Origin of the sequence: Sorangium sp. So ce367 (assembly GCF_051520455.1) — a bacterium.
Lineage (GTDB): Bacteria > Myxococcota_A > Polyangia > Polyangiales > Polyangiaceae > Sorangium > Sorangium cellulosum_B.
The window spans coordinates 6328171-6346307 of sequence record NZ_CP150334.1; the positions used below are offsets into that span (position 1 = coordinate 6328171).

An 18137-nucleotide genomic window follows, 5' to 3' on the forward strand; every position below is an offset into this window, starting at 1 on the left:
GGATGGGGGAAACGGCCGGACAGCCAGCCTGGGCGATGCGAGCGCCAAGCAGGGGGACCGCGCGGATCGACGCGTCGAGCGGGAGGATCCTGCGCGTCAGCAGCTCGCTTTGCCTGCTGCTGGGCTACTCGGAGGGCGAGCTGCTCCAGAAGAAGCTGTCGGATCTCGCGCTGCCGGAAGACCGCGCGGGCTCGCTGGCCGCGTGGCGCTCGCTCCTCGAAGCCGACGAGGAGGAGCTCACCTTCGAGATGAGCTGCCGCTGCAAGGACGGCGGCGTCCGCTCGCTCCACGTGACCGGCGTCTTCGTCCGTGACGTCCGGCAGAGGCCGTATCGCGCGGTGGTGTTCGTCGAGGACATCACCGAGCCGAGGAACGCGGAGGAGCGGGCGCTCGCCGCGGAGCAGGCGCTGGCGGAGAGCGATGCCCAGCTGCGGAGCATCTTCCACAGCAACATGGCCCCGATGGCCTTCTGGACGCATGACGGGCGCATCATCGAGGCGAACGACGCCTATCTGAAGCTCGTGGGCCACACGCGGGAAGAGGTCACGGCCGGCCTGGTCCGCTGGGATGCCGACATGTCGCCGGAGGATCGCGCCGCCGGCGACCGCGCCCTGGCGGAGCTGCGGGCGAGCCGGTGGACGTTCACGCCCTTCGAGAGGACCTATGTGCTGCGCGACGGCACGCGCCTCAAGATGCTGGTGAGCGGCTGTCTGCTGCCCGGTGAGCGGTACGAGGAGGCCGGCTTCGCGATCGTGCTCGACATGACGGCGCTCCGGCAGACGGAGGCGGCGGTCCAGCGGTGCGAGCAGGTCTTCCGCGCCATCGGGGAGTCCATCGACTATGGCCTCTGGGTCAGCGACGCGGCAGGACAGAACATCTACAGCAGCCACGCGTTCCTCCAGATGGCCGGGATAAGGCAGGAGGAGTGCTCGGGCCACGGGTGGATCGAGACGCTGCACCCGGACGACCGGCAGAAGGTCGCGATCTTCGAGGAGTGCGTGCGGCGGGGTGAGCCGTTCGAGGAGGAGCTCCGTTACGTCAGCCCTGACGGCGCCGTCCACCCCGTCCTCAACCGGGGCGTCCCGGTCCGCGACGAGCGAGGCGAGATCACCGCCTGGGTCGGCATCTGTCTCGACGTCAGCCGGCTCAAGCGCACGGAGGAGGCGCTGCGCGAGAGCGAGGGCCGGCTCCGCGCGGCGCTCGACGAGGCGCAGCGGGTCATCGCCGAGCGCGGGCGCCTGGAGGACGAGCTCCGCGCGCGCGAGCGGGAGCTCGCGTCGCTGATGGCGAACTCGCCCGACGTGATCTACCGCCTGGACCTCGGCCTGCGCTGCACCTTCATGTCGCCCACATCGGGGACGGTGATGGGGTTCCCGCCGGAGCATTACATCGGCAGGACGCCCCGCGAGAACGGGCTCCCGGCCGAGGTGATCGAGGTGAGCGAGGCCGCGTGCCGCGAGGCGCTCGCGACGGCCAGACCGCAGCGGATGGAGTTCAGCCTCGGCGGGCGGCGGTTCCGCGCCCGGATCATCCCCGAGCTCGGGCCCGAGGGCACCGTGGACTCGTTCATGGGGATCACCGAGGACGTCACCGCGGAGCGGCTGGCCGAGGAAGAGCGCCAGAAGCTGCTCGAGAGCGAGCGCGCCGCGCGCGACGAGGCGGAGCGGGTGAGCCGGGTCAAGGACGACTTCGTCGCGACGCTCTCGCACGAGCTGCGCTCGCCCATCAACGCCATCCTCGGCTGGGCGCGCATCCTGCGGGGCCGGGCGCCCGAGGCGCAGACGCTCGCGCGGGGGCTCGAGGTCATCGAGCGCAACGCGCGGCTCCAGGCCGACATGGTGTCCGAGCTGCTCGACATGAGCCGGATCGTCTCGGGGAAGCTGCGGCTCGACGTGCAGCCGGTCGACCTGCCGACGGTCATCCGCAGCGCGCTCGAGGCGATCCAGCTCGCGGCCGAGACCAAGGGGATCGCGGTCGCCTCGAGCATCGACCCCGAGGCGAGCTCCCTGAGGGGGGATCCCGCGCGGATCCACCAGGTCGTCTGGAACCTCCTGTCGAACGCCGTGAAGTTCACGCCCCCGGGCGGGCGGATCGACGTCGCGCTGCGGCGCGCGGGCGCGCACGCCGCGCTGTCGGTGACCGACACCGGGATGGGCATCGCCCCGCAGTTCCTCCCCCACCTGTTCGAGCGCTTCCGGCAGGCGGACGCCTCCTCGACGAGGAAGCACGGCGGGCTCGGCATCGGGCTGTCGATCGTCAAGCACCTGGTCGAGCTGCACGGCGGCACCGTGGAGGTCGCGAGCCAGGGCGAGCATCTGGGCGCGACCTTCACCGTGACGCTTCCGCTCGCCGGCGTCTCGCAGCAGGCGCCCGACGCGGCGGAGCGCCCCAGCGAGGCGTGCGCCGAGGCCCCGGCCGACTACCCGGGCGCGTCGCTCGCCGGCATGCGGGTGCTGGTGGTCGACGATCAGCCCGACGCGCGCGAGGTCGCCCAGCGCGTGCTGGAGGAGTGCGAGGCGACGGTCACGACCGCGGGTTCCGCCGCCGAGGCGCTGGCCATCCTTTCGCAGGATCGGCCCGACGTCATCGTCAGCGACCTCGGGATGCCGGGCGAGGACGGCTTCCAGCTCATCCGCAGGGTGCGGGGCCTCGGCGAGGCGCGCGGCGGGGCGACGCCGGCCGTCGCGCTCAGCGCGCTGGCGCGGGCCGAGGACAAGGCGCGGGCGCTCGGCGCCGGGTACCAGGCGCACGTCGCCAAGCCCCTGGATCCGGCGGAGCTCGTCGGGGTGATCGCGGCGCTGGCCAAGGATCGGGCGAACCAGCCGAATCTGACGAATCTGACGAACGAGACGGCTCCGACGGATCGGACGAGCCGATGAGCGGCGGTTGCTCCGGGGGAGCTCCTTGGATTAGGTAGAAGCCTTTACGGCGCCGTCCGCGGCGGGATGGCGAGCACGGTCATGGTCCAACAGATTTCCGTGAAAGAGCTCTTTCTGAAGCTGAAGGCGGGCGAGCCCGTGTACCTCCTCGACGTGCGCACGCCCGGCGAGCACGAGATCGCCGCGCTGCCGGGCAGCACGCTGATCCCGCTGAACGAGCTCGTCGAGCGGGCCGACGAGGTCGCGCCCGGCGAGGGCGCGCTGGTCGTCGCCTACTGCCACCATGGCGTCCGGAGCCTCTCGGCCGCCGCCCTCCTCGAGAAGCTCGGCCACGAGCGCGTCGCCTCGCTCCAGGGCGGCATCGACGCGTGGTCGATCCACATCGACGAGAGCGTCCCGAGGTACTGATCCCCCTCGACGAGCTCAGTTGAGCGAGGCGGCGCCGAGCCGGAAGTAGAGCGATCGGCCTGCGCCGCACGCGCTGCAGGCGACCTTCGCGACGCGGAGGCGGACGCCGTCGAGCGTCTCGGCCGTGTGGTCTTCCACGCGGAAGGCGCCGCGGCAGCGCGGGCACGGGATCGACCGGGCGGCCACCTCGACCTGCGAGGCCGCGTCCAGGGGGATGGCGCGCCCGGGGGTGTGGCCCGGCTCGAGCAGCGCGAGCCGCTCGATATCGCGGGTGAGCTTCGCCGACGTGCGATCGCTTTCGCGTCGGGCGGCGCGGGCCGAGAGCTTCTTCTTCGCCATGATGCCTGTCCCTGCGGCCCGCCGGTGTGGAGACGCCGCCCGCGCGGCGAGCGCGAAGCCGGGTCTACCGCCTGTCGCGGATTATCTCCAGGCCCTCGTACACGTCCTCGGCGCCTCCGCCGTGCACGTCGCGCTCTGGCGAGACGTTGTCCGAGCGCGAGGGCGCGAGGGTGCGGGGCCGCCGTACCCTGGGAGGCCGGGCCACCGGCCGGTGGTGCTCGGGGACCACTTCGGGGTCGGGCGTCGCGGTGGCGGCGTCGACCGCGGAGGGCGAGTCGGCCATGGCCGGATCCGCGGGGTGCGAGGGCGCTTCCAGGGCCGGCGTGACGCCGGAGGGCGCGGGCGTGCCGAACGGAGCCGGGACGGCCGTGCTCGGGAGGGTCATCGGCGCGTCCTGGTCCGCCGGCGACCTGGCGGCCACCGGCGCGTTCGAGTTCGCCGTCCAGCGCGCCGCGCCGAACGCTACCGCGGCGAGGAGGGTCGCGGTCGCCGCGATCCACGCGCCCGCGTTGCGGCGCCAGAGGAACGCGCGGGAGCGCCACCGATCGCGGCGCCGTTCGGTCCCTTCACGCGGGCTCCAGGCGATCACCTTCCCGTCCGGCTGGGTCAGCGGTACCGCCCGCTGGCCCGCGCCGAGCTGCCGCGGCGGCGCCCCGCGCTTGCGCGCCATCGTCAGCGTGGGGCCTTCTTCGCGCGCCATCGTCAGCGTGGGGCCTTCTTCGCGCGCCATCGTCAGCGTGGGGCCTTCTTCGCGCGCCATCGTCAGCGTGGGGCCTTCTTCGCGCGCCATCGTCAGCGTGGGGCCTTCCTCGCGCGCCATCGTCAGCGTGGGGCCTTCCTCGCGCGCCATCGTCAGCGTGGGGCCTTCCTCGCGCGCCGTCGTCGGCGCCGGCGTTGGCTCCTCCTCGCGCGCCATCGTCAGCGTGGGGCCTTCTTCGGGAGCCGACTTCAGCGCGATGCCGCTGTCCTGCGCCGTCTTCAGCGCGGCACCGCTGTCCTGCGCCGTCGCCGGCGCGATGCCGCAGTCCTCCGCCATCTTCAGCGCGGCGCCGCTGCCCTGCGCCGTCGCCAGCACGGAACCGCTGCCTTGCGCCATCTTCAGCGCGAGGCCGTCGCTCCGGGGCATCGTCAGCGTGGGGCCGTCCTCGGAGCTCCCCCCGTGCGAGGACCGGTCGTTCCGCACCATCTTCAGCGTGGGCCTGCTGTCCTGCGCCGGGGTCGTGGGGCCGCTGCTCCGCGCCAGCGCCAGCGTGGGCCGCTCCGCGACGGCCACGAGAGGGAGCGTGCGGCGCTCGCTGGACGGGGCGTCGGCGCTGGACGCGGTCGCCGCCGCAGCGCCCTCGCTTGGCAGGGTGGTCACGTGGTCGCCGCCGGGCGCGAGCGCCGTCGAGCAGGGACCTGCCCCGGCTCCCACCCCCTTGCCCGCGTCAGGCAGGGTCGACGACGCGCCCGGGCCGTCGTTGGCCGCGGCGCGGAGCGTGCTCGCGACGCCGTCGCCCGAGAGCCCGAGGGGCCGAGACGAGGGGAAGGCCTTGCCCCGGGCGATCGCCTCGATCTGCGCCAGGGCGCGGGCGGAGTGCTCCGTGCCGAACGGCGCGAGCTCGCGCGCCAGGTCCGCCACGGTCTGGACGCGCACCTCCGGCTCTTTCTCGAGGCAGCGCAGGATGATGTCCTCGAGCCGGGCCGGCAGATCCATCCGGTGCACCCGCGGCGGCGTGGGCGCCTGCATGGCGATGGCGACGAAGAGCGCAGAGATCCTGGACACCTCGAAGGGGAACCGCGCCGTCAGGAGCTGGTAGAGGATGACGCCGAGCGACCAGATGTCGGTGCGCGCGTCGACGTCTTTCGAGCACCGCACCTGCTCGGGCGACATGTAGCAGGGGGAGCCGAGCATCATCTCCGACGCCGTGAGCTTGCCGTCGTCCTCGGCGGCGGCCGATTTGGACAGGCCGAAATCGAGCACCTTGACGATGGGCGCGCCGGTCCCGCCGGTCGTGAGGAAGAGATTCCCCGGCTTGAGGTCCCGGTGGACGATGCCGCGCGCGTGCGCCTCCGCGATGGCCTCGCAGCCCTGGATCACGTAATCGACCGCCTCGGACACGGGCAAGGGGCCGCGCGCCTCGATCTCCCGCTGGAGATCGCGGCCGCGCAGGTACTCCATGACGAGGTAGGGGATGCCGAGATCGGCCGTGCCGACGTCGATGACGCGGGCGACGTGCTCGCTGCGGATCGCCGCCGCGGCGCGCGCCTCGCGCAGGAAGCGGGCGCTCGCGCCGGGCAGCGTCATCGCCCGGGGGAGGAGGAACTTGACGGCGACGCGCTGGCGCAGCGAGACATGCTCGGCGGCGAAGATGACGCCCATGGCGCCCCGGCCGAGGCTGCGCTCGAGGCGGTATTTCTGCGCGAAGACCTCGCCTATCGCTGGGATGCCCGCCGTTGACGCGGGGGCCTCCGGTTCCGATGGCCCGACCTCCATGGGCACACTATAGCCGCGCTCGCCCATTTTTTGACGCGAAGATGCGGGGCGCCGGGGGTGGGGGCGGCCGGATGCGGGGGCAGCGGAACGCGGTCGCGAGGGTCGCCGTAGGCGGGCCGCGCACCTTCCATCACTCCCATGGTGGGCGCCGTCGGCCACGCGCGGCTCGCGAGGCCCAGACGTCCTCACGCGCCCCCGCCTCGCCCCTGGCAGCTACCGCGGCCCTGGGAGCAGCCCTGTCGCGACCAACAACCGTCGCTCCGCGCGCCGGCGCGGGTGGTTGAGCTGGAGCAGCCGCACCGTCACCCGTACCACGGCGGACTTCGGGACGAGCTCCTCCCCATGCACCTCGAAATGATCACTCCAGGCGTCCCGCCGCGGGTTGAACAAGGCTGTGAGCTCCCCGGTCTCCACATCGATGGAAGCGAGATCAGTCCCTTTGTGCTTGTTGCACAGGACGCAAGAGAGGGCGAGATTCTCCGGCGCGCTCGCGCCACCATGCTTCAGCGCAACGATGCGATCGACCTCGTGCGCCGCCAGCGTCATCTGCTCCGGGATGAGGCAGTACTCGCAGCGACCCCCGGCTCGCTCGCCGACAAGCCGCCGCAACGCGGCCGGGATTTGCGTGGGGCTCATCTGTCCTTGAGCTTCATCGCCGCCTTCGCCTTGGCGATCCGGACCAGATGCTCGATGTAGTCGATCCGTTCCCACTCGAGCTGCTCTTCGGAGCTGAGCCCTGAGCGGCGGCTCTTCTCCAGGAGCTCCTGGATCCGATGCTGCAGCGTCGGGGCTGCCCGGAGGCCCAGCACTTCTTCGGCCGTCGGCAAGGTCGCCAGGAGCTCCAGGATATCCGCGACCCCCTCGTATTCCGAGGAGGCTTCGGCGCTCAGCGCACGCAGCCCGAGGTCGAGAATCCGAGGCAATCGATCCGCCAGAGCGTGCAGCTTCTCGGCAACCTCGTCAGGGACGTCCAGGGTGATCGACGACATGGCATCTCGCGCAGCGTTGGCTCGGGTGAGCCTAGCGCGTCCGGCGTCATCGCCGTCGCGCGAACTTCATGGTGACTCCCTCACGAGGCGTGGCAAACGGAAGAACGGCGTACCGCACGAGGCGCCCTGCTCGAGGGGGTCCCGCCGCGCGTCACGGTTCGCCGCGCATCACGAGAACGCGCGACGCGACGACGCCGCCCTCGCCAGGCTTGCCCGCACCCCCTCGCCCGCGACGCCTCCCCCGCCCCCACCAGCATTGCGACAGCCCTCTCGCCATGGCACGAGCCCGCCCTCATGCCGACCCGCCCCTTCACCCTGGGCCGCTCCCGCCCGCTCTCGGGCGATCCCGGCGCCGCCGGCGCGCGCCCGTTCGAGCTCCCGGCGCACCACCTCGTGACCCACGGCGTGGTCGTCGGCATGACCGGCAGCGGCAAGACCGGGCTCGTCATGGTCCTCGTCGAGGAGGCGCTGCGCTCGGGCGTCCCGGTGCTCATGGTCGACGTGAAGGGCGACCTGCCCAACCTGCTCTTCACGTTCCCGGAGCTCTCCGCGGCCGAGTTCGAGCCGTGGATCGACCCCTCCGCCGCCGCGCGCGACGGCCGCTCGACGACCGACGTCGCCGAGGGGCTCGCGGCGCGCTGGCGCGACGGCCTCGCCTCCTCGGGGCTCGAGCCAGCCGACGTCGCCGCGCTCCGCGCCCGCATGGCCCCGCGCCTGCTGACGCCGGGCACCACGGCGGGCGAGCCGGTCCACGTGCTGTCGGCGCTCGAGACCCCTTCCCCGCTCTGGGACGAGGACGAGGAGGCCGCCCGCGAGGCGCTCTCGGCCTCGCTGTCGCTCCTGCTCCGGCTCGTCGGCCGCGACCCGGATCCGGCCCGGAGCCGCGAGCACGTGCTGCTCGCGCACCTCGCCGAGCGGCGGCTGCGCGCGCGGCGGGCCGCGGGGCTCGAGGAGCTGCTCGCGGACCTGGCCGATCCGCCGATCGCCGCCGTCGGCGCCCTCGGCGTCGACGAGTTCTTCGCCCCCAAGGAGCGCCAGGCGCTCGCCCGCGAGCTCAACACCCTGCTCGCCTCGCCCACGTTCGCCACGTGGCGCAAGGGCGCGCCGCTCGACGTCGCGGCGTGGCTCGCGCCGCAGGCCGGCGGCAGCGGCGGCGGCGGCAAGACCCCGGCGGTGATCGTCAGCGTCGCGCACCTCGACGACGACGAGCGGCTCCTCGTCCTCGGGCTGCTGTTCGATCAGCTGCTCTCGTGGGTGCGCGGCCTCTCGGGCACGAGCGACCTGCGCGCCCTCGTGGTCTTCGACGAGGTGTTCGGCTTCTTGCCCCCGCACCCGGCGAACCCGCCCACGAAGCGGCCGCTGCTCGCGCTGCTGAAGCAGGCGCGCGCCTTCGGGGTCGGCGTCGTCCTCGCCACGCAGAACCCGATGGACCTCGACTACAAGGCGCTCTCGAACGCCGGCGCGTGGTTCGTGGGCCGGCTCCAGACCGACGCCGATCGCGAGCGCGTCGTCGAGGGGCTCTCGGGCGCGGACGGCGGCGCCGGCGGCGTCGAGGCCGCGGCCCTCTCGGCCACGCTGAAGGCGCTCCCCCCGCGCACGTTCTTCGTGCGCGACGTCCACATGCAGCCGCCGTCGTTCCTCGCCGAGACGCGCTTCAGCCTGTCGTGGCTGCGTGGCCCGGTCACCCGGCGCGAGATCGGCCGCCTCGTCCGGAGCATCTCCCCTCCCCCGCCCGCGCCGGCGCGCGCTTCTCTCGATTCCAGGCCTGTACAGCCAGATTCCAGAGTCGATTCTCTCGATTCCAGGCCTGCATCTCCCGATGCGAGGCGCGCTTCGCCCGCTCCGTCGAGCCCCGACCAGCGCGCGCCCGTGGGCCCGGGCGGGACGGTCGTGCTCGACCCGCGCCACACGCCCGCCGCCCCGCAGCCCGCGCGGCGCAGCGCGGCGGCTCGTGCGGACGCCGGGGCGCCGGCGCCGCCGCCCCCGGCAGCGACAGCGCCCCCGCCAGCGCCCGAGGGATGGCGGAGCCTCTACGCGCACGCCCCTGCCGCCGCGCCGGAGGGCTTCCGTTACGTCCCCTGGGTTGCTGTCTCCGTGATTGCCCACCTGCGCGACACGAAGCTCGGCGTCGCCCTCAACCGGAGCCAGCTCCTCGCCGCCCCGCTCCTGCCCGACGGCAAGCCGGATCTCTCGCGCGTCGCCCGGCTCGACGCCTCGCTGCTCGCCACATCGCCCGCCGCGGGCGCCCGCTTCGCCGAGCTGCCTGCCCCGCTCGCGAAGCGCGCCACCGCGCAGGCCGCGGCGCGCGCGCTCCGGGAGCACGCCTACCGCACGACCGAGGCCGCCGTGGCCGTCCACAAGGAGCTCGGGCTCGCGCAGGACGACGGCGAGCCCCTCGAGGCGTTCGCCGCCCGCTGCCGCGCCGCCGCGGCCCGGCTCGCCGCCGCCGAGCAGCAGCAGATCGTCGGCCGGTTCGCGCCCAAGATCGCGCGCCTCGGCGAGCGCATCGCCGCCGCGAAGGCGCGGTACGGCCAGGCCGAGGCCGAGGTGGCGGCGCTCCCCGGCGCGGTGGGCGCCGCGCTCCTCGGGCTCGTCGCCGGCCGGGACACCGCCCGGCGCGCCGGGACCCAGCGCGACAAGGCCGCCGCGAAGCTCGAGCGCGCGCGGCAGGAGTGGACCGAGGCGGACGCCGCGCTCCGCGACCTCCACGCCGCGCAGGCCGCCGAGCTCGCGGCGCTGGAGCAGCTCCCCCTCCGCGCCGGCGAGGGCATCGAGACGAAGCGCCTCGTCCCCAAGAAGAACGACGTCGAGGTCGCGTTCGTGGCGCTCGCCTGGGCCGCGACGCTCGCCGGCCCCGCGTGAGCCCGCGGCGCTTGAACCGCGACGCGACGCCCGCACCTCCTCCGCCCGCGACGTCGCGGTATCCCTCCCTCCATCGAGGCGCTAGGCTCCCCTGCATGCAGCCGATCGGCGCCCCTGAGCGACGCCTCGACGGGGAGCCCGCGCGGCTCTGCCCCAGGTAACGCCATGCCGTCCTCCCGCTTCCGCGCCGGGCTCGGCCGTCCGAGCTCGGCGCCCGCCGAGATCGCGTGGTTCGCGTTCCACGGCGACGATCTCCTCGTCCGCGCGCCGAGCGACGGCGGCGATCGCTTCGACATCCCGATCGCGGCCGATCTCGCCGACCTCGGCGTCTCCGTCACGCGCGCGCAGCCGCTCGGCGAGCTGGACGGGCGCGCCTGCCGCTCGGCCGAGCTCGCGCAGGGCGCGCCGGCGCCGGCGGGGTACGCCTACGTCTCGCTGCGGCGCCTCCACGGGCGCATCGATCCGGAGCTGTTCGAGATCGCGGGCACGGCGTACCAGGTGCAGCACTGGGACAGGGCGCACCAGTACTGCGCTGCGTGCGGCACCGCGCTCGAGGCCGGGCAGGACGAGCGCGTGAAGCGCTGCGTCCGCTGCGCGAGCAACTACTTCCCCCGGATCACGCCGGCGACGATCGTGCTCGTCGAGGACGGCCCGCGCGTCCTGATGACGCGCCAGGCGCGGTTCCCTGCGGGCATGTACGGCCTCGTCGCCGGGTTCGTCGAGCCGGGCGAGACGCTGGAGACCTGCGTCGCGCGCGAGGTCCACGAGGAGACGGGCGTCGACGTCGCCGACATTGTCTATTTCGGCAGCCAGCCGTGGCCCTTCCCCCACCAGATCATGGTCGGCTTCACCGCGCGCTACGCCGGCGGCGAGCTGCGCGTCGACACGCGCGAGCTCGAGGACGCGCGCTGGTTCCACCGCGACGCGCTGCCGCTCCTCCCGCCGCCGCTCAGCATCGCCCGGAAGCTCATCGAGGCCTGGCTCGCGCGGCCGGCGCGGTAGCGGCGCCTCAGACGCGCCGCAGCTTCCACGCGCCGCGGCGGAACACGAGCCCGCCCGCGAATGCGAGCGTCGAGAACGCCACCGCGATCGCGACGAACACGCCCGCCGGGCCGAGCCCCGCGGCGCGCGCGAGGCCCCAGGCGAGCGGGATCTCCCAGAGCCAGAAGCAGGCGAAGTTCAGCAGCGTGGGCGTCCAGGTGTCGCCGGCGCCGTTGAACGCCTGCGTGAACACCAGGCCGAAGCCGTAGAACAGGAACCCGCACGAGAGGATCCGCAGCGTCTGCGTGCCGAACCGGAGCACCTCGGCGTCGTCCGAGAACGCGCCGACGATGGCGCGCGCGCCCACCGCGAAGACGACGCCCACCGCGCCGAGCATGACGGTGGTCCAGATGCCCGCGCGGTACACGGCGGCCTCGGCCCGGTCGGGGCGCCCCGCGCCAAGGTTCTGCCCGACCAGGGTCGCGGCGGCGTTCGAGAGCCCGAGCGCCGGCAGGATCGCGAACACGATGACGCGCATCCCGATCGTGTAACCGGCGAGCGCCGCGCTCCCGAAGGGCGCGATGATGCGCACCACGCCGCTCCAGCTCGCCATGCCGATGACGTTTTGCAGCGCGCCGTTCGCGAAGAGCCGGAGCAGCGCCGCGAGCGCCCCCGGGTCGGGGACGAGGTGCCGCGCTCGCACCTTCACCCGGCCGCTGCCGCGCGCGAGGAAGAAGACCTGCAGCGCGACGCCGGTCCCGCGGCCAAGGGTCGTCCCGACCGCCGCGCCGGCCACCCCGAGCTCCGGGAACGGGCCGAGGCCGAAGATGAGGCACGGGCCGAGCGCCATGTTCAGCGCGTTCGAGAGCCAGAGCACCCGCATCGACAGCGCCGCGTCGCCCGCCCCGCGGAAGATCGCGTTGATGACGAACAGCATCAGGATCGTCGCGTTGCCGAGCAGCATGATCGAGGCGAACGGCGCGCCGATCGCGATCACCCCGGGCGTCGCCCCCATCGCCGCGAGCAGCCGCGATCCGAGCAGCGCGCCGACCGCCGAGATCGGCAGCGAGATGAGCAGACCGAGCACGATCGCCTGCCCCGCCATGGCGGCCGCCTCCTCGTGGCGCCCCTCGCCGACCCGCCGCGCGACCGTCGCGGACGCGGCGACCGCGAGGCCCATCGCGATGGCGTAGACGAGCGCGAGGAGCGACTCCGTGAGCCCGACGGCGGCGACGGCGTCGGCGCCGAGCCGCGAGACCCAGAAGACGTCGACCACGACGAAGAGCGACTCCATGAGCATCTCCATGACCATCGGGATCGCGAGCAACGCGATGGCCCGGTCGATGGAGCCGGTGGTGAAGTCGTGCTCGCCGCCGCGGACCGCGTCGCGGAGCGTCGACCAGACGCCCGCGCCGGGCGAGGGCGGCGAGGGAGCAAGAGCGTCCGCGCGCAGGTCGGGGGCGGGTGGCGTGCCGTGGTCGCGCATGAGGGCCGGCAAGCTGATCGCCGCAAGCCGCTTCGTCCAGCGGCTTCGCTGGCCGCGCGCGGTTCACCTCACGGCCCGACGGGGTTCACCGGCCCATAGAGCTCGATTTCCGAGACGGAGTACGACGCGTCTCCGGAGGTCGCCCGGATCCTCGCGTAGCGAGCCTCGACCCTCTCCGGGAGAGCATGGGCCGGCCGCGTGCGCGTCCCGCCCCCCCCGAACGTGGGCACGGCCGCCAGCGGGACCCATGTCGCCCCATCCGTCGACGACTCGACGAGGTACTCGTCGTTGTTGTCGGCCTGCACGACGACGCGAGCGAGGGAGTAGATCGCTCCCAGGTCCACCGTGAGCGACGTGCCCTCGGGGGTGACCACGGAATACATCGGATCATCCCAGGGCTGACCTTCCGGCGCAAACATCGTATCGGTGACGAACTGCAGATCTCCTCGAGGCGCTCCGTCCCCCGTGACGGGCCTCGCGGCTGCGAGGTTGACGAGCACCTCGAAGGTCGAGCTCGGAGGCTGGGCCGCCGCGACGCTGGCGGCATAGCTTGGATCACCGCTCAGCGCGACGTCGAGGGTGCACCACTCCAGGAGCGTGGGGTCCGTGACGCCCCGGTCGCTGCAGACCTGCCTCGCCGACGCGCGCTGGTCGTCCGGCACATCGCGGAGCAAGGCGGGCCGCTCGGGGAGCGTCCGATCCGTGAAGGTGTCGGTGCTCTCTCCCTCGGCATAATCGAACAGAGACTCCTCCCGGGCGACCCTCCAGCTCTCGGCGAAGGAGGCATAGAGCTCCTGGAACGTCGGCGAGATCAGGACCGCGCCGGTGCGCGTGGCGACGTCGTCGGAGCCATCGTCGTTGAAGTTGCCGAACACCCCGCGAACCTGCCCTCTCCGTGATGGCGGAAGCAGGACCCGAAGATCGAGGTGATCCTCGGCCACCGTGATCTCGGCTCGCTCGCCGTCGGCCGAAGGCCAGAGGAGCGTGTACTTGGTGCTCTCGAGGACCACCTGGCCTCCACCGGCCAGGGTGATGGCGGCGCCGTCCGCGAGGGCCGTCGCGGTTCCATTCACATAGAGCGGAGGCGATCTCCCCGCATAGAGCGCGACGCGGTCGGCGCCCAGCGTGGTTGCCACGGCCGTGTTGACGGAGACGCGACGCGATGCGCCCAGAGATCCCTGGCGGGCTTGAACGACGAGCGGTGCTCCCCAGGTGGATTCGAGGACGACGAACTCGCCGACCGCCTGGAAATCGTAGGCCAATCCATCGAACGTGACGATGTGGGGGTCACCCACGGCGGACGCGCCCGGCATCCCTCCGCTCGATCCTCCTGCCCCGCTGCCCGAGCCCGATCCGCTGCCGGCGCCACCTGCCCCGCTGCTGGCGCCTGCACCGCTGCCGCCTCCACCGTCGCCGCCGGCACCCCCTGCTCCACCGGCGGCACCTGCTCCGCCGCTGCCGCCTGCCCCGTCGCCGCCGGCGCCCCCTGCCCCGCCGCTGCCGCCTGCACCGTTGCCGCCATCTCCCCCTGCCCCGCCGCTGCCGCCTGCACCGTTGCCGCCGGCGCCCCCTGCCCCGTCGCCCCCACCTCCATCTCCCCCAGGGCACCAGCCCGCCTTGCGCTTCAGCTCGTCGAGCGCGACCGACTCCGTCCCATCCGGCTTGTAGAGATAGAACCCCCGGCCTTCGTTGTCGTAGAGCTGCCAGTAGAACGCTGCAGCCAGCCGCCCACCCCGGGCGACGTTCAGCACATTGTTGATGCGACGTCGCACCTCGGCCTCTGGATATTCCAGCTCCGGCAGGCCGAACTCGGAGAGGATGATCCGCCCGTTGCCGAGGGCCATCGGATCCGTCGGAAAGGTCGGCAAATCGGCCAGCTCCGGCACGAGTCGAATGAACGCGTTACGTTGCGCCACGTCGGCATAGAGAAAGTCGAGCGCCTGGGTCAAGGCCATCTGCGTCTGGGCGTCGTTCACCCCCTGCAGCATGGAGTCGTACGACGAGTAACTCACCATGTCCGGCCCGATGAACGGCAGGAGATGCGACAGGCGCAGCTGCTCGCCATTGCACTCGAGTCCCAGCGCCTCGCGCACGCGGTTGACCTCCACCGCGAAGTAGACCTTGACGTCCGAAGCCACCGCGGCACGAGCCTGCGCGACCCCCTCCTGCTTCGCGCGAAACCACTCAATCGCCTTCTTCACGTCTGCCGGTGGCGGCTGGGGCAAGCAGCTCGCCTGAGCGCGGAGGAACAGCCAGTCGCCCTCCCAGTTCTTGATGATGAACGTCTTTTTCGTTCCGTTGTACTCTTCGAGGAGGTAGCGAGCGAGCTCGTAATGCTGTCGCTTCTCGAGCTGCAGCACCGTCTCCGGCGTACCGGTGCTGCCTCCGTGGTACATGTTCTCGATATACCTCCCCGGCCCGGTCATGGCGGAGACGCTCATCGCAACCAGACTGAGGTTGGGGTCGCCGAGCGCGCGGGTGACGAAGGGCCGCTGCGCCGCCTCCAAGGGACTGCTGACCGAGAGCCACCTTTCGGAGTCGCCGGTCCCTTCGTGGGTCGACTTGTCGGGACGGAGCGAGACGTGAATTGCCCGCGCGCCGAGCTGGCGAGCACGGTCCACCCCCTCGGTGAAGACGTTGACAGACTCATCGTGTCGGTACAGTGCTCCCTGGTTGGCGAACCCGATGAGAGGCGCATCCGTGCATGAGCCGGGCTCGGGGCGAGACGACCCAGAACAAGCAGCGGGAGCGATCCCGGCGACAGCAAGCAGGAGTTTAAACACCGTACGCATATGCAGAGTCCGCCTTCTTCACTCTGTCGGGTAACGATCCGACCAAAATCAAGGTAGCCGCGCCTCAGCGGATCGAGAACGGATCCCGGTCGCGCGCGCTGAGGGCGACGCGCAGCGACGGCACCGCGGCGCGCAGGCGCTCTGCGAGGCGCTTCAGCGCGGCGCGCTCGCTGTTCGAGTGCAGCGCGCACACCACGGTGACACCCGCGCTCGCCGCGCGGAGGGCGTCGTGGTGGCGCAGCTCGCCGGTCAGGTACAGCTCGGCGCCCTGTGCGATGGCGTCTTCGAGGAGCGCGCCGCCCGCGCCGGCGCACGTGGCCGCACGGGAGACGGCGCGCTGCTCGGGGCCGGCCACGAGCAAGGCGTCGACCCCGAGGCCCTCCTTGATGCGGCCGAGCAGCTCGGAGACCGGCGTCGCGCCGGCGAGCGGCCCGATCCGACCGATGCCGGCCCTGAGCGGCTCGGCGGCGAGTTCGACGAGGTCGAACGCCACCTCCTCGTAGGGGTGCGCTGCGCGCATCGCCTGCACGACCGCGGCGGTCCGGTCGCGGGGGAAGACCATCTCCAGCCGCACCTCGGGGACGCGCTCGAGCCGGCCCTTCTCGCCGACCGTGGGGTTCGCGCCCTCCTCCCCGAAGAACGTGCCCGTCCCCAGCGTGCGGAAGCTGCAGCGCGAATACCGGCCGATCTGGCCCGCGCCCGCCTCGGCGAGGGCGTCGGCCACCGCGTCGGCGTGATCCTCCGGGACGAAGACGACGAGCTTGTGCTGCCACGCCTTGGAGGGCGCCCTCCTGAGCGGCGCGCGGTCCGGCGAGATCCCGAGCGCGTCGGCGAGGACATCGTTGGTGCCCCCCTCGGCGACGTCGAGCGCGGTGTGGGGCGAGTACAGCGCGATGCCGTCGCGGATGGCCGCGAAGATGGGGCTCGGCGCGACCACGCGCTTCACGGCCTCGAAGAGGGGTGGATGGTAGGCGACGACGAGATCGCAGCCGAGATCGCGCGCCTCCCGGGCGACCTCGGGGGTGTAATCGATGGCGAGGAGCGCCGACGACGAGGGCCGCGCCGGGTCGCCCGCAAGCAGGCCGACGTTGTCCCAGGGCTCCGCGAACCGGAGCGGCGCGATCGACTCGAGCGCTGAGAGGACGTCTCGGAGGAGGGTCATGAGCGCCTCTATACCAGCGGCGACCGCGGTTGGCGCAGCGGCGACGCGGCGACGCGGCGACGCGGCAACCGCGGAGCCGAGCTCCGCGCGACGGCGGCGCCGAGCGCAGCCGGAGACGCCGCGTCGCGCCGGGACCCGGGCGGCCGGCTCGACGCCGGGCGGACGCAGCGCAGCGCGACGTCGACGCGCGCGGGTCACGCCGCTCGCGAGGGCTCGCCGCGGCAGCGGCGCAATCGATGCAGACCAGGCCTGTGCCATGCTGTGCCGGGCCTCCCCGCGCTGAAAGGCTGCGCCCGAGGATCCTGCGCTGGTATGGATGCTGCTGTTCTCTGGCACCATGGCCAGTGCACCCTCTTCTCCGGCTCAATTCCGGATCGCGCTCGCTCACCAGCTGACACGCGCGATCCTCGCCACCGCGGCGCTCAACGTGGCAGCTGGAGGCGCCGCCTGCGGCGGCGACGTCACCCTGGAGCGCGCGTCGGGCGGAGGTGGTGGCCCCACGTCGGGCGACGAGAGCTCGGGGGCGCGCGGAGGGATGGGCGGGAATGGCGGGCCAGGCGGCGATGCCGTCACGTCAATCCAGGCAGGCGGCGTCCAGTGGACCGAGGAAGGAACGGTCTGTGTCGCCCTGGGGCCCTCGGGACAGGGAGGACAGGGCGGTGTCGGGGGAGCTGCAGGCGAAGGAGGGACTGCCGGCGAGGGCGGCATCGGCGGCTCACCCGCGGTCACGTGCCCGACCTTCGACCCCTACGGCTCCTCCGTCCCGGGGTCGCCGCCCGGTGCGCCCGCGGGGTGCTGGTACACAAGCCTCGGTGAAGGCGTCCTCCAAGGTAGCGAGTGCTGCTACGAGTTCGTCGCGACCTGCGGCGGCACAGGCCGCCCGTTCCTCGTGGGGGAGCGCGCGCGCACGGCGCGGGCAGAGCGGCGAGCGGCGAGCGGGTGGTGCGCCGCGGCGCCCCCGGACGTGGCGGCGCTGACGCAGTCGACCCGCGCCGCGCTGGCCGAGGCATGGCTCCGCGACGCCTTGCTCGAGCACGCGTCGGTCGCCTCCTTCGCTCGGTTCTCGCTGGAGCTGATGGCGGTCGGGGCCCCCCCGGACATGCTCGCGGCCGCGCACGAGGCCGCGGGCGACGAGGTGCGCCACGCGGCGCTCTGCTTCGGCCTGGCGAGCGCGTACGCCGGCGCGGCGCTCGCGCCGGCGCCGTTCGCGTTCGGCGGGCGGGTCGAGGTCGCCTCGGGCCTGCCCGAGCTCGCGGCGCGCGCCGTCCGCGAGGGCTGCGTCGGCGAGACGCTCGCCGCCGTGCAAGCCAGCGAGCAGCGCTCGCGCGCCGCCGACGCCGCGGTCCGGAGCGCCCTTGCCACGATCGCCGAGGACGAGGCCCGGCACGCCGAGCTCGCGTGGCGCTTCGTGGCCTGGGCGCTCCAGACGGGCGGCGAGCCGGTGCGCCGGGCGGTCTCCGAGGCCTTCGAGGCGGCCCTCGCCTCGCCTCCTCCGGCCGCCACGGCGCCGGACGCCGAGGCCGAGGCCCTCGCCGCGCATGGGCGCCCTGACGGCGCGGCGCTGGCCGCCTCCCACCGCCGCGCGGTCGCGGAGGTCATCGCGCCTGCGATGCGCGCGCTGCTGGGCGCGTGGTCCTAGCGAGGACGCGATCCGACGTGTACCGGAAGGTGGAACGTGGAAGATGGACGACGCGCAGGCGCAGCTCGCTCCACACACGCCGCACGCAGATCGAGTGGAAAAACATCCAGAAGACGGTCAGTAG

12 protein-coding genes are annotated in these 18137 nt (G+C 73.1%); 5 read left to right on the top strand and 7 right to left on the bottom strand.

Going from position 1 to position 18137, the window contains the following annotated elements; translation table 11 throughout:
• Positions 1–35 precede the first annotated feature (35 nt).
• Positions 36–2879, top strand: coding sequence for a hybrid sensor histidine kinase/response regulator (locus WME97_RS23990; protein WP_437555069.1), 2844 nt, complete (start codon positions 36–38; stop codon positions 2877–2879).
• An 81-nt stretch (positions 2880–2960) separates the two neighbouring features.
• A complete protein-coding gene (locus WME97_RS23995; protein WP_437283245.1) occupies positions 2961–3287 on the top strand; it encodes a rhodanese-like domain-containing protein in 327 nt (108 codons plus the stop codon).
• Between the two features lie 15 nt (positions 3288–3302).
• Here the strand turns inward: WME97_RS23995 and WME97_RS24000 are convergent, their stop codons facing one another.
• The 4 genes from WME97_RS24000 to WME97_RS24015 form a co-directional block, all read right to left on the bottom strand.
• Positions 3303–3626, bottom strand: coding sequence for a hypothetical protein (locus WME97_RS24000; RefSeq protein WP_437555070.1), 324 nt, complete (start codon positions 3624–3626; stop codon positions 3303–3305).
• Between the two features lie 64 nt (positions 3627–3690).
• On the bottom strand, positions 3691–6102 hold the full coding sequence (locus WME97_RS24005; RefSeq protein ID WP_437555071.1) for a protein kinase domain-containing protein: 2412 nt from the start codon (positions 6100–6102) through the stop codon (positions 3691–3693).
• 213 nt (positions 6103–6315) lie between these two features.
• Positions 6316–6738: an HNH endonuclease gene (locus WME97_RS24010; RefSeq protein ID WP_437555072.1), complete on the bottom strand. Its 423-nt coding sequence runs from the start codon at positions 6736–6738 to the stop codon at positions 6316–6318.
• Positions 6735–7091 carry a hypothetical protein gene (locus tag WME97_RS24015; protein WP_437555073.1) on the bottom strand — a complete coding sequence of 119 codons (357 nt, stop codon included), beginning with the start codon at positions 7089–7091 and terminating at the stop codon, positions 6735–6737. The genes WME97_RS24010 and WME97_RS24015 overlap by 4 nt, the downstream gene beginning before the upstream one ends.
• 294 nt (positions 7092–7385) lie before the next feature.
• Between WME97_RS24015 and WME97_RS24020 the strand changes: the two genes are divergently transcribed.
• Positions 7386–9953: a helicase HerA-like domain-containing protein gene (locus WME97_RS24020; protein ID WP_437555074.1), complete on the top strand. Its 2568-nt coding sequence runs from the start codon at positions 7386–7388 to the stop codon at positions 9951–9953.
• A 165-nt stretch (positions 9954–10118) separates the two neighbouring features.
• Entirely contained in the window at positions 10119–10955 is an 837-nt protein-coding gene (gene nudC, locus WME97_RS24025) for an NAD(+) diphosphatase (protein ID WP_437555075.1), read from the top strand.
• A gap of 7 nt (positions 10956–10962) precedes the next feature.
• Here the strand turns inward: nudC and WME97_RS24030 are convergent, their stop codons facing one another.
• The 3 genes from WME97_RS24030 to WME97_RS24040 all read right to left on the bottom strand — a co-directional run bounded on the left by WME97_RS24030 (position 10963) and on the right by WME97_RS24040 (position 16374).
• Complete coding sequence (locus WME97_RS24030; protein WP_437555076.1) at positions 10963–12420, bottom strand: MATE family efflux transporter; 1458 nt, start codon at positions 12418–12420, stop codon at positions 10963–10965.
• Positions 12421–12488: 68 nt separating this feature from the next.
• Positions 12489–14861, bottom strand: coding sequence for a VWD domain-containing protein (locus WME97_RS24035; RefSeq protein WP_437555077.1), 2373 nt, complete (start codon positions 14859–14861; stop codon positions 12489–12491).
• A gap of 415 nt (positions 14862–15276) precedes the next feature.
• Positions 15277–16374, bottom strand: coding sequence for a Nif3-like dinuclear metal center hexameric protein (locus WME97_RS24040; protein ID WP_437555078.1), 1098 nt, complete (start codon positions 16372–16374; stop codon positions 15277–15279).
• Positions 16375–16711: 337 nt separating this feature from the next.
• On the opposite strand from WME97_RS24040, the gene WME97_RS24045 reads away from it, so the two are divergent.
• Positions 16712–18013, top strand: coding sequence for a ferritin-like domain-containing protein (locus WME97_RS24045; RefSeq protein WP_437555079.1), 1302 nt, complete (start codon positions 16712–16714; stop codon positions 18011–18013).
• The last annotated feature ends 124 nt before the right edge of the window (positions 18014–18137 follow it).

Coding starts and splice junctions, on each gene's coding strand:
- WME97_RS24000 (WP_437555070.1), bottom strand. CDS start 3,626: ATGGCGAAGAAGAAGCTCTCGGCCCGCGCCGCCCGACGCGAAAGCGAT.
- WME97_RS24040 (WP_437555078.1), bottom strand. CDS start 16,374: ATGACCCTCCTCCGAGACGTCCTCTCAGCGCTCGAGTCGATCGCGCCG.
- WME97_RS24015 (WP_437555073.1), bottom strand. CDS start 7,091: ATGTCGTCGATCACCCTGGACGTCCCTGACGAGGTTGCCGAGAAGCTG.
- WME97_RS24020 (WP_437555074.1), top strand. CDS start 7,386: ATGCCGACCCGCCCCTTCACCCTGGGCCGCTCCCGCCCGCTCTCGGGC.
- WME97_RS23995 (WP_437283245.1), top strand. CDS start 2,961: ATGGTCCAACAGATTTCCGTGAAAGAGCTCTTTCTGAAGCTGAAGGCG.
- WME97_RS23990 (WP_437555069.1), top strand. CDS start 36: ATGCGAGCGCCAAGCAGGGGGACCGCGCGGATCGACGCGTCGAGCGGG.
- WME97_RS24010 (WP_437555072.1), bottom strand. CDS start 6,738: ATGAGCCCCACGCAAATCCCGGCCGCGTTGCGGCGGCTTGTCGGCGAG.
- WME97_RS24005 (WP_437555071.1), bottom strand. CDS start 6,102: ATGGAGGTCGGGCCATCGGAACCGGAGGCCCCCGCGTCAACGGCGGGC.
- WME97_RS24030 (WP_437555076.1), bottom strand. CDS start 12,420: ATGCGCGACCACGGCACGCCACCCGCCCCCGACCTGCGCGCGGACGCT.
- WME97_RS24035 (WP_437555077.1), bottom strand. CDS start 14,861: ATGAGCGTCTCCGCCATGACCGGGCCGGGGAGGTATATCGAGAACATG.
- WME97_RS24045 (WP_437555079.1), top strand. CDS start 16,712: ATGGCCAGTGCACCCTCTTCTCCGGCTCAATTCCGGATCGCGCTCGCT.
- nudC (WP_437555075.1), top strand. CDS start 10,119: ATGCCGTCCTCCCGCTTCCGCGCCGGGCTCGGCCGTCCGAGCTCGGCG.